This window comes from Acidobacteriota bacterium (assembly GCA_009861545.1).
Classification (GTDB): Bacteria; Acidobacteriota; Vicinamibacteria; order Vicinamibacterales; family UBA8438; genus WTFV01.
On record VXME01000163.1, the window covers coordinates 26,313 to 36,722 of the forward strand.

Here is a 10,410-nt window from a genome sequence, read left to right on the forward strand (position 1 = left end):
AGCGCTTGCGCCCGCGCGCGCAGCCGTCTATCGTGATGGATGACGGGCCGGCGGCGCCTCGCCGGACGGTATTCCCACGATGGAGCACGGGAGGTTTCGATGAATGGCCGCAGTTTCACGGCATGGGCGGCGCTGGCCGCCGTTCTCGCGCTGGCGCCGGCCGCGGCGTTCGGCCAGGAATATACGGCGCCCCGCACACCCTTCGGACAGCCCGACCTGTCCGGCATCTGGATGAACAACAGCGCGACGCCGATGGAGCGCCCCGAGCAGCTCGCCGGCAGGGCGACGCTGTCGGACGAGGAGCTCGCCGAGTTGACGCAGCGGATCGCCGAGTTCCGCGACAACGAGCAGGCCGGGGATCTTCTGGGCGACCGGCTCGTGCAGCAGGCGCTCGGCAATCCCGAGTTCCAGGACTTCGACGTCATCACCGGCAACTACAACGCGTTCTGGCTGGTGGAGCGCCACCTGGACAACCGGACGTCGCTCATCATCGATCCCCCCGACGGGCGCATTCCGGCACTGACGGAGGCGGCCGCGGCCCGCGCGGCCGAGCGTCGAGCCTACGCGGCCGAGCATCCGTCCGACGGCCCGGAGGATCGCACCCTGGGCGACCGCTGCCTGCACTTCGACGCGCCGCGCATGGGCGCCGGCTACAACAGCTACTTCCAGCTCGTGCAGACGCCGACCCACGTGGCGATCTTCCAGGAGATGGGGCACTTCACGCGGGTCATCCCGATCGACGGCCGCCCGCACATCGACGACGACATCCGGCAGTGGGCGGGCGACGCCCGCGGCCGCTGGGAAGGGGACACGCTGGTCGTCGAAACGCTGAACTACTCGCCGCAGACGCGCTTCAGCGGCGCCACCCAGAACCTGCACCTGGTGGAGCGCTACACGCGGATCGGCCCCGACGTGCTGCGGCACGAGATCACGCTGAACGACGCCGACACCTGGACGCGGCCGTGGACGGTCGAGCTGCTCCACGAGTCGACCCTGGATCCCATCTTCGAGTACGCCTGCCACGAAGGGAACTACTCGATGCCCGGCATCCTCGGCGGCGCGCGGCTCGAGGAGCAGGAAGCGGGCGGCGCCCAGTAGCGCCGCGATCGCGCGCTAGCGATCCCGCCGCTCGTTGTCGTACGGCGCACCGGTGCCGGACGAGCCCATGAAGAACTTGCGTCCGTCCTCGAAGGTCAGGTCGCGCGCGTTGGCTCGCGCCGTCCTGTCCTTGCTCTGGTAGCCGTCCACGACCACGACCGTGCCGGGCTGCACGTAGTCCCGCCGCAGGCCGCGCCGCAGCAGCGTGTTCGGCGTGCCGCCCTCGACCATCCAGACTTCGCTGCTGCCGTCCTCGTTGGTCACTTCCAGGTGGATCCACGTGTGCGGGTTGACCCACTCCACGCGGACGATGGGGCCGCGGAGCAGGACCGGGCGGTTCGGATCGAATTCGGCGCCGAAGGCGTGGTGGGCTACGACCGGCACGCTGGTCGCGGCAACCGCGAGCAGGCCGGCGGCGAGCAGGCAGAGGGTGGTGCGTGACGGACGGCGCGGCTTGGTGGTCATGACGTTTGCCTCCGATTCTCTCTCTTGGTTCGTTCTCGGTCGTATCTCTCCAAATCCGCTCGATGGCCCGACTCCTAGCGAGGCGGCTCGGGGACCCGTCCCTCGCGGACGTCCTGCTCGAGGATACGCGCCCCGCCCAGGATGCCCCGGAACGAGTAGTTGGCCTCGTGGCAGGCGTACTCGTAGACGCGGGTGTCGCTGGCCGGCCAGACGTACTCGCCGGTCCACGGCGCGGTCCAGACGTTCGGGTCCTCCACCGTGAACCGGTAGAGCAGCGTGTCGGCGTCCAGGCGGGTGAAGCGCTCCACCACGTGGAGATCGCGCGTCGCCTGCCGCAGCGCGGGCGTGTCGTTGAAGTTGGTGGTGTCGACGACGAGGGTGTCGCCCTCCCAGCGTCCTACGGAATCACCCAGCCAGCTTCGGATCTCGGGCGGGGCGTGCTCGGCGTTCATCCGGATCACCCGCGCGTCGTGCACCATCTCGACCAGGATCAGGACATGGTCGTCGGTCTGCACGATGCGCTTCAGGTTGTTGTAGAGGACCGGCAGCATCGGCGGCCCGCCGGTGGACCCGAAGCCGAGCAGGCAGCGCTCGGCGAGCGGCCGGATCTCGGGGTCGTCGTAGGGGCCGGGGGCGTCGGGGCCGTTCTCGATCATCCACCACGCCGTGCCCGAGTTCGGACGGCGAAAGCCGGCCAGCTCGGCCTGGCGAGCCCGCGCCGCGTCGGTCAGCGGCGGCTGCCGGCCGTTGGGCGGGTCGACGATGATCGATGTTCGCCACTGGCCGTCGATCTGGTAGGCGTCGTTGCCCCGGTCGATCCAGAACGTGTTGTAGCCGCCGACGTTGCCGGCCGCGCCAGGCGATCCGTCGCCGCCGACGGGCGGCGCCTCGCGGTTGGGGTCGCTCGCCTCGTTGCGGCTGGCGTTGCGCTCGAACTCCCGGCGGGCGATCTCGGCCGCCTCCTCTTCCGTCAGGAACGCCTTGTCGCCGAAGCGCTCCGGCCGCTGCAGCGGCGTCAGCGTCGCGATGTCGTAGGTGCCGGACAGGTCCGGGCGGCCGCTGGCGGTGCGGGGAATGTCCGTGGACTGGGCCAACGCGGGCGCGGCCGCCAGGACGGCGATCGCGCACGCGATCACGGCCGGCGCCCGAAGTCGACTGCGCATGAGAACCTCCATCGATCGTTCCGATTCCGCCTGCCGACGGCTGTTCCTCTACGGCTGGCGCCCCTCGCGGACGTCCTGCTCGAGGATCCGCGCGCCGCCCAGAATCCCCCGGAACGAGTAGTTCGCCTCGTGACAGGCGTACTCGTAGACCCGGTCACGCGTGGCCGGCCAGACGTACTCGCCGCTCCACGGTGCGCTCCAGACCGTCGGATCGTCGACGGTGAACTGGTAGAGCAGCGTGTCGGCGTCGATGCGCGTGAAGCGCTCCACCACGTGCAGGTTGCGGGACGCGCCGCTCAGCGCCGGCGTGTCGGTGAAGTTGGTGGTGTCGACGACCAGCGTGTCGCCCTCCCAGTGGCCGACCGAATCGCCCAGCCACTTGCGGATCTCCGGCGGGGCGTGCTCGTCGTTCATCCGGACCACGCGTGCGTCGTGCACCATCTCGACCAGGATCAGGACGTGGTCGTCGGTCTGCACGATGCGCTTCAGGTTGTTGTAGAGCACCGGCAGCATGGGCGGCCCGGCCGTCGATCCGAAGCCGAGCAGGCAGCGCTCGGCGAGCGGCCGGATCTCGGGATCGTCGTAGGGGCCGGGGGCGTCGAGCCCGTTCTCGATCATCCACCACGCCGTGCCGCTGTTCGGCCGGAAGAAGCCGGCGGCTTCGGCCCTGCGCGCCTGCGCCTCGGCGGTCAGCGGCGGCCGGCGGCCGTTCGGCGGATCGGTGAGGATGGACGTCCGCCACTGCCCGTCGATCCGGAACGCCGAGCTGCCGCGGTCCATCCAGAACGTGTTGTAGCCGCCGACCGCGCCCGCGGCGCCGGTCGATCCGTCACCGCCCACGGGAGGCGCCTCGCTGGGCGGCGCGCTCTCGATGTTCCGGTCGGGCGGGATGCCGAACACCGCGGCCAGCGCGACCGGCTCGCCCTGGGCGATCGCCGCCGCCTCCTCCTCGCTCAGCGTCAGGCGGTCGCCGAACTCCACGGGCCTCTCGAGCGGCGTCAACGTCGCGGTGTCGTAGGTGCCCGACAGGTCCGGGCGCCCGCTTGCCGTGCGCGGGATCTCCTGCGCCTCGATCGTGGCGCCCGCCGCGATCACGAGGCCGAGCGCGAGGGCCGCGCCGGCTGCGATTCCGTGTCGAATTGAACTACCCATCGGGCTCTCCCTGCTCTCCGCGTCGAACGTCGTTGACGCCTGCCTGGCGCGGCGTCGTCCGGACCGGCATGGTTTCTGCAGCCTGCTAGCGCGGCAGCGGATTTCGGCGAAGATCGCCGAACAGCAGCTCCTCGACGAACTCGACGCACTTGAAATCCATCAGCCGCGCGCCCGGCTCGATCCGCCGGTAGAGCGGCATGCGGATGGTCCAGGGCGCGGTGAAGACGTTGGGGTCTTCCATCGTCGCCTCGTACTGGATGTGGTTCGGGCCGATCAGCGTGTAGCGCTCGACGACGCGCAACTGGTTCGTATGGTGGCTGCCCGCGCGGTCGAACCAGGTCTGATCGTTCTGGCCGGTCACCTCGACCACCAGCGTGTCGCCTTCCCAGCGGCCCACCGACTGGCCCATCCACGAGTCGGTCTCGGCCGGTCCGACGTCCTCCAGGTAGATGTCGCGCACGGCTCCGGCGAACTCGTAGGCGATGAACACGTTGTTCTCGTTCTGGAAGATCTGGAACGGGAAGGGCATGTAGGTCGCGCGCGGGACGCCCGGCATGTAGCACTTGATCTCCGGGTCGCGGTCGACCCAGGCGGCCTGGTTCTCTTCCTTCAGGGCGCGGGCCTCGGGCGTGTACGGAATCCGACCGCCGCCCTCGATCACGCCCATGCTGCCCGGCACGGCGCCGACCGCGCCCAGCCGCAGGACCGGCACGTCGGGAAGCAGGCTGCGGGGACCCTCCCGAAGCTGCATCGCCGGCCGCGCGATGTGCGGCTCCACGTCGTAGTGCGCTGCGTTCAGCGCCTGCCAGATGCCGTTCAGGTCCGGGTTGCCGTTGGACAGCCGCGGCGGCTCGAAGTCCGCCGATTGCGCGGCGACCGGGCCCGCTGCCAGGATGCCGATCCCGGCGAGAACGGCCGCCGCGGTGAGTATCGTCTTCGTCGCCTTCAACATCACGGTCTGTGCTCCTCCTCGATGCGGACGGCGGCGGGCGGCGCCGGCTTGGGCGGTCACCCGGCCCTTGTGGCATTGTACCTGGCTCTCCCGGTCGCGGACCTGCGCCCGCGCGGCGTTCCCCCCGCGAATTCCCGGCCGGCCGGCTCGAATCATGCGGCCCGTGCGGCGCCGTCTGCGTTTCCGGTTGCCACGGGGCGGGCTGCCGGCCCGCCCCGGCGGGCGCCGCTCACTGCTTCACGAAGCGCTGGACTCGCTTGCCTTCGAGCGTCTCTCCCACGTAGATGTTGCCGCCGGAATCGACGGCGAGACTGTGCGCCGCGGTGAAGCCGCCCGCCCGGTGTCCGCCGAAGCCGAACGAATCGACGATGGACAGGTCCTCGCGCGAGATGATCCACACCTTCTGGTTCATCCCGTCGATGTTGTAGAGGTAGCGCTGCTCGGGGTCGGGCGAGAAGTCGATGTCGAACGCCGAGCCGAAATCGAGGGTCCGCGGGGCGATGAGCACCTCGTCGAGGAAGGTGCCGTCCCGCTGGAACACCTGGATGCGGTCGTTCACGCGGTCGCAGACGTAGACCAGCCCGTCCGCCGACAGCGTGGCGCAGTGCACCGGCCGCCCGAACTGCTGCGAAAGCGGCGCGTCCGGATCGTAGGTGTAGGCGTCGTCGGTGGGGACGTTGCCATAGGCGCCCCAGTGCCGGCGGTACTCGCCGGTGTCGGCGTCGAAGACCGCGACCCGCCGGTTGCCGTAGCCGTCGGCGATGTAGACCTCGTTGGTCTCGGGGTCGACATCGATCTCGGCCGGCTGGCCGAAATTGGCGAGGTCGTTGCTGCCCTGGCCCTCGCCCTGCGCGCCGATCTGCAGCAGGAAACGGCCGTGCCGGGTGAACTTGAGAATCTGGGAGTCGTTGCCGCCGCTGCCCCCCAGCCAGACGTTGTCCAGGTGGTCGATGAAGATGCCGTGCTCCGACTGCGGCCACTCGTAGTCGTGGGACGGGCCGCCCCAGGCCTGGACGACGTCGCCGTCCTGGGTGAACTCGATGACCGGCGGGGCCGGGCGGCAGCACTCCGCGAGCGGCGGGTCGGCGTCGGCGCCCCGCTCCTGCTGGTTGAGGCTGCCGGGCCGGTGGACGATCCAGATGTGGTCGCGCGAATCTACCGCCACGCCCACCACGTTGCCGAGCGTCCAGTTGTCCGGGAGCGGCTTGGGCCAGTACGGATCGAAGGCGAAGCCGGCGCCGCCCAGCATGCCGTCGCCGGACTGGGCGGCGACTCCGGTGGAGGAAGCGCCGCCCGGGGCCGCCGCCACCACGGCGAGCGCCGCGCCGAGCGCACCGAGCAGAAGTCCGTATCCGAGTCGTCGATAGGTCATGGTCTGCCTCATTGCTGTCGTCCGTCGAGGTGGGCGCGCGACGCCGCCGCCGCGTCCATCGGCGGCGCGTGACGTCGATGGCGAGTCGGTGTCCTGCCGCGCATTCGGTAGCCGTGTTGCCGAACTCACTCTAATACAGTCCGGCGCGCCGCGCCCCGATTTTGTACGCTGGCCACGTGGCGGCGGCCGGCGCCGTCCGGATCGGAGGAGTCGACCATGCGAGTCGGATTCATCGGGCTGGGCGTGATGGGGCGCTCGATGGCCCTCAACCTGCTGCGGGGGCGCCACGAGCTGACGGTCTATGCCCGGCGACCCGCGTCGCTCGCACCGCTGATCGAGCGCGGCGCCGCGACCGCCGAGACGCCGGCGGCGCTGGCCGCCGACTGCGACGCGGTCTTCACCATGCTGACCGGCACCCCGGACGTCGAGCAGGTCCTGCTGGGCGACGCCGGCGTCGTGCACGGGGCCCGGTCCGGCACGGTGGTCATCGACACCAGCACCATCGATCCGACCGCGACCCGCGGGATCGCCGACCGGCTGGCGGAACGCGGCGTCGACATGCTCGACGCGCCGGTGTCGGGCGGCCCCCACGGCGCGCGCGACGCGACCCTTTCGATCATGGTCGGCGGAAAGGCGGACGTGCTCGACCGCGCCCGGCCGCTGTTCGACTGCATCGGCACCAAGGTGCTCCACATGGGGGATCACGGCGCCGGACAGGGGACGAAGGCGTGCCACCAGCTCCTGCTGCTGGTCACCGCGCAGGGGGTCGCCGAGGCGTTGGCGCTGGCCCGCCGCGCCGGCCTCGACGCGGGGAGGGTCCGGGAGGCGATGCTGCAGGGCATGGCGTCCAGCCGCGTGCTCGACTTCTTCGGCGACCGAATGGCGCGCCGCGACTTCGACGCCGGCATCGAGAGCCGGCTGTACCACAAGGATCTCGACATCGTGCTGAACCTGGCGCACGACCTGGGCGTCTCGCTGCCGGCCGGCGCCGTGACCATGCAGTTCATCAACGGGCTCCACGGGCGGGGCCGGGGACGCGACGACCTGTCGGCGCTGATCACGCTGGTGGAGGAACTCGGAGCGGAGTGAGTCGAGGGTGCCGGGGTGCACGGTCGTGTGGGCGGAAGCATGTGTCATGCTTGTGCTCCTCGCGCATCCCGGTCGGCGCGTGGATATCGAGGAACTACGACAAGCTCTCGAGGAACTCGGCGATGCAACAGATGCCACAGCCTTCACCTTCGGCCTCGCCCCTGCAGGGCGGGGTTGCCCGGTTCGGCCCTCGGGGACCGGACCCCGTGGAAAGCACCTCGCACCCGGCGCGCCTCCAGCACGGCCGGCTCTTGATGCTGGCCGCGGCGCTCCTCTGCATCGCGGTGCCCGGCATCGTCGCGGCCGACGACTGGCCGGAGTACCGCGGCGCCGGGCGCCAGGGTGTCTGGACCGAGACCGGCATCCTCGAGGAGTTCCCTCCCGGCGGGTTGTCGTTCACTTGGCGTGTCCCCATCCATGACGGCTACGCGGGTCCGGCCGTGGCCGGCGGGCGGGTCTTCGTCATCGATGCGCGCTCCGCCGGCGGAGGCGGCATGCGGATGATCGAGCGGGTGCTCTGCCTCGACGAGGAGACCGGCGAGACGTTGTGGAGCCGCGAGTGGGAGGCCGACTACGCGGGGCTCCAACCGCTGTACGCCATCGGCCCGCGCGCCACGCCGACCGTGGACGGGGACCGCGTCTACGTGCAGGGAGCGATGGGCCGGCTGCTTGCGCTCGATGTCGCCACCGGCGCCATCCTGTGGTCGAAGGACTATGTCGCCGACCTGGGAGCCGAGGTGCCGGCGTGGGGGATGGCCGGGGCGCCGCTCGGCGAGGGCGATCTGCTGATCTGCCTCGCCGGCGCGGAGCCGGACGGGAAGGTGATCGCGTTCGACAAGCACACCGGCGCGGAGGTGTGGCGCGCGCTCCCGTCCGACTGGGAGCCGGGCTACAACGCGCCTGTCGTCTTCGACGCCGGCGGCGTCCGGCAGCTCGTCGTCTGGCATCCGCGTGCGATCACGTCGCTCGACCCCCGGACCGGTGAGCGATACTGGGAGGTTCCGTTCGACGTCCGGCTCGGCGTGACCATCGCGTCGCCGGTGCGGGGCGGTCCCTACCTGCTGGTCTCGTCCTTCTTCAACGGGTCGCGTATGCTGCGTCTGAACCTCGACCGCCCGGACGCCTCGCTCGTCTGGCGCAGCGAGGACAGCAACGAGGTCGACACCGACAAGCTGCACTCGATGATCGGGACGCCGGTCATCGACGGCGACTACCTCTACGGGATCGACAGCTACGGCGAGCTTCGCTGCATCGACGTGCGGACCGGGGAGCGGCTGTGGGAGAGCCAGGCGCTGACCGTCGAACGCGCGCGGCAGGCGACCGCCTTCTTCGTGCGCAACGGCGACCGCTACTTCATCAACAACGATCGCGGCGAGCTGATCATCGCGCGGTTCGCGCCGGACGGGCTCGAGGTCGTCAGCCGCACCCACCTGCTCGAGCCGACCTCGCCGGTCCCGCGGCGGCGCGAGCTCGGCGCGGTGCTCTGGTCGTACCCCGCGTACGCGAACCGGCACATCGTCGCGCGCAACGGACGGGAGATCGTCCGCGCCTCGCTCGCGGCCCGGTAGCGGCGCCGGCGGAACTCCCCGGTCCGGCCGTAGCATGCAGCACGTGCCGGTGAACGCGCACTTGAGGAGGGATGAAATGAAGAACTGGATGACCGGCGCGGTCGCAGTCGCAGCCTTGGCGCTGGTTCTCGCGGCGGCAGGACGGCCGACGGTAACGGCCCAGGAATCGTCCGCGCCGCCGCTCGTGAGCCAGGAGCAGTTCGATCGCTGGCTCACCGAGCTCTCCAACTGGGGCCGCTGGGGCCCGGACGACGAGCTGGGCATGGCGAATCTGATCACGCCGGCCAAGCGCGCCGCCGCCGCGGCGCTGGTCAGTGAGGGGTTCACGGTGTCGCTGGCGTCGAACGCGCAGAACTACGTGAGCGCCGATGTGCCCTGCCCGGTCGAGTGGTCGATGTCGCGCGCCACCCGCACGGGCGCCAGCGATACGATCGCCTACCCCTGCATCCACGGCCCCGGCACCACGCACCTCGACGCCTTCGCGCATGTCTTCTTCGACGGCAAGATGTGGAACGGGTACGACGTGGACGGGCTGGTCACGATGGAGGAGGGCGCCAAGAAGAACTCCATCATGGTCGTGAAGGACGGCCTCGTCACGCGCGGCGTCCTCTACGACATCCCGCGGCTGAAGGGCGTGCCGTGGCTCGAGCCGGGCACGCGCATCACGGTAGAGGACCTGGAGGCGTGGGAGGAGATGGCCGGCGTGAGAGTCGGTCCCGGCGATGCATTCCTCATTCGCTGGGGGCGCTGGGCCCGTCAGGATGCGCTGGGGCCGTTCGACACCGGCCGCGAGGCGGCCGGCCTGGACAACAACGTGATCCCGTGGCTGAAGGAGCGGGACGTGGCCATCGCGGGCTGGGAGACGCCCGGTTACGCGCCGCAGCCGGAAGGGGACCTGCCGCGCACCGCGCTCCACAACTTCGCGCTGACGATCCTGGGTATCCAGGTGCTCGACCGCGCGGATTTTCAGGCGCTGGCCAATGCCGCCGCCGAGCGCAACCGCTGGGAGTTCATGCTGACCATTGCGACGCTGCGGATTCCGAACGGCACCGGCTCGCCGGTCAATCCGATCGCCTTGTTCTGATGCGCGCGGCGTGCTGAACGAGGAAAGGGCGGCTGATCGAGCCGTTGATCAGCCGCCCTTCGATTGTACGCCCCGGCGCCCTTCGCGGGACGCCGGATCAGTTCGTGGCGGTCGCCACCCCCGACAACTCCTCGAGCTGCTCGCCGGTGCTGTCGCCGAACTTCTCCGTCGGCACGCCCAGCGAGTTCAGCAGCGTCAACTGCAGGTTGGTCAGCCGCTGGGTCCGGTCCGGGTACTTTACGTGGCGCCCGCCCTGGATCTGGCCCGCGCCGCCGCCGGCCAGCAGGATCGGCAGGTTGCGGATGTCGTGCCGATTGCCCTCGCTGATGGCGCTGCCGTAGAGGATGACCACGTTGTCGAGCAGCGAGCCGTCGCCGTCCGGCGTCTCGGCGAGCCGGTCGAGGTAGTAGGCGAACAGCGACGTGTGGTACGCGTTGATCTTCCGCAGGGCGGCGATCTTCGTCTCG

General features: G+C 70.4%; 9 protein-coding genes. 4 read left to right on the top strand and 5 right to left on the bottom strand.

Annotated elements, in window-relative coordinates; translation table 11 throughout:
- The first annotated feature begins 99 nt into the window (after window positions 1-99).
- The gene (locus tag F4X11_25660) at window positions 100-1,098 is read left to right on the top strand and encodes a hypothetical protein (protein ID MYN68363.1); all 999 of its coding nucleotides are present in this window, start codon (window positions 100-102) and stop codon (window positions 1,096-1,098) included.
- Window positions 1,099-1,113: 15 nt separating this feature from the next.
- Here F4X11_25660 and F4X11_25665 read toward each other — a convergent pair whose 3' ends face one another.
- The 5 genes from F4X11_25665 to F4X11_25685 form a co-directional block, all read right to left on the bottom strand.
- Window positions 1,114-1,563, bottom strand: a complete 450-nt coding sequence (locus F4X11_25665) for a hypothetical protein (protein ID MYN68364.1) — start codon at window positions 1,561-1,563, stop codon at window positions 1,114-1,116.
- 74 nt (window positions 1,564-1,637) lie between these two features.
- Window positions 1,638-2,726: a hypothetical protein gene (locus F4X11_25670; protein MYN68365.1), complete on the bottom strand. Its 1,089-nt coding sequence runs from the start codon at window positions 2,724-2,726 to the stop codon at window positions 1,638-1,640.
- A 48-nt stretch (window positions 2,727-2,774) separates the two neighbouring features.
- On the bottom strand, window positions 2,775-3,878 hold the full coding sequence (locus F4X11_25675) for a hypothetical protein (GenBank protein ID MYN68366.1): 1,104 nt from the start codon (window positions 3,876-3,878) through the stop codon (window positions 2,775-2,777).
- Window positions 3,879-3,963: 85 nt separating this feature from the next.
- The gene (locus F4X11_25680) at window positions 3,964-4,830 is read right to left on the bottom strand and encodes a hypothetical protein (protein MYN68367.1); all 867 of its coding nucleotides are present in this window, start codon (window positions 4,828-4,830) and stop codon (window positions 3,964-3,966) included.
- 229 nt (window positions 4,831-5,059) lie between these two features.
- Complete coding sequence (locus tag F4X11_25685) at window positions 5,060-6,202, bottom strand: hypothetical protein (protein ID MYN68368.1); 1,143 nt, start codon at window positions 6,200-6,202, stop codon at window positions 5,060-5,062.
- Between the two features lie 216 nt (window positions 6,203-6,418).
- Here F4X11_25685 and F4X11_25690 point away from each other — a divergent pair, with 216 nt between their 5' ends.
- The 3 genes from F4X11_25690 to F4X11_25700 all read left to right on the top strand — a co-directional run bounded on the left by F4X11_25690 (window position 6,419) and on the right by F4X11_25700 (window position 9,943).
- Window positions 6,419-7,291, top strand: a complete 873-nt coding sequence (locus F4X11_25690) for an NAD(P)-dependent oxidoreductase (protein MYN68369.1) — start codon at window positions 6,419-6,421, stop codon at window positions 7,289-7,291.
- 122 nt (window positions 7,292-7,413) lie between these two features.
- A complete protein-coding gene (locus tag F4X11_25695; protein MYN68370.1) occupies window positions 7,414-8,859 on the top strand; it encodes a PQQ-binding-like beta-propeller repeat protein in 1,446 nt (481 codons plus the stop codon).
- Between the two features lie 34 nt (window positions 8,860-8,893).
- Window positions 8,894-9,943: a cyclase family protein gene (locus F4X11_25700; GenBank protein MYN68371.1), complete on the top strand. Its 1,050-nt coding sequence runs from the start codon at window positions 8,894-8,896 to the stop codon at window positions 9,941-9,943.
- Window positions 9,944-10,410: the final 467 nt, after the last annotated feature.

Bases quoted from the DNA above. Each gene is read 5' to 3' on its own strand.
- F4X11_25660 (MYN68363.1), top strand. From the start codon at position 100: ATGAATGGCCGCAGTTTCACGGCATGGGCGGCGCTGGCCGCCGTTCTC.
- F4X11_25665 (MYN68364.1), bottom strand. From the start codon at position 1,563: ATGACCACCAAGCCGCGCCGTCCGTCACGCACCACCCTCTGCCTGCTC.
- F4X11_25670 (MYN68365.1), bottom strand. From the start codon at position 2,726: ATGCGCAGTCGACTTCGGGCGCCGGCCGTGATCGCGTGCGCGATCGCC.
- F4X11_25675 (MYN68366.1), bottom strand. From the start codon at position 3,878: ATGGGTAGTTCAATTCGACACGGAATCGCAGCCGGCGCGGCCCTCGCG.
- F4X11_25680 (MYN68367.1), bottom strand. From the start codon at position 4,830: ATGTTGAAGGCGACGAAGACGATACTCACCGCGGCGGCCGTTCTCGCC.
- F4X11_25685 (MYN68368.1), bottom strand. From the start codon at position 6,202: ATGACCTATCGACGACTCGGATACGGACTTCTGCTCGGTGCGCTCGGC.
- F4X11_25690 (MYN68369.1), top strand. From the start codon at position 6,419: ATGCGAGTCGGATTCATCGGGCTGGGCGTGATGGGGCGCTCGATGGCC.
- F4X11_25695 (MYN68370.1), top strand. From the start codon at position 7,414: ATGCAACAGATGCCACAGCCTTCACCTTCGGCCTCGCCCCTGCAGGGC.
- F4X11_25700 (MYN68371.1), top strand. From the start codon at position 8,894: ATGCAGCACGTGCCGGTGAACGCGCACTTGAGGAGGGATGAAATGAAG.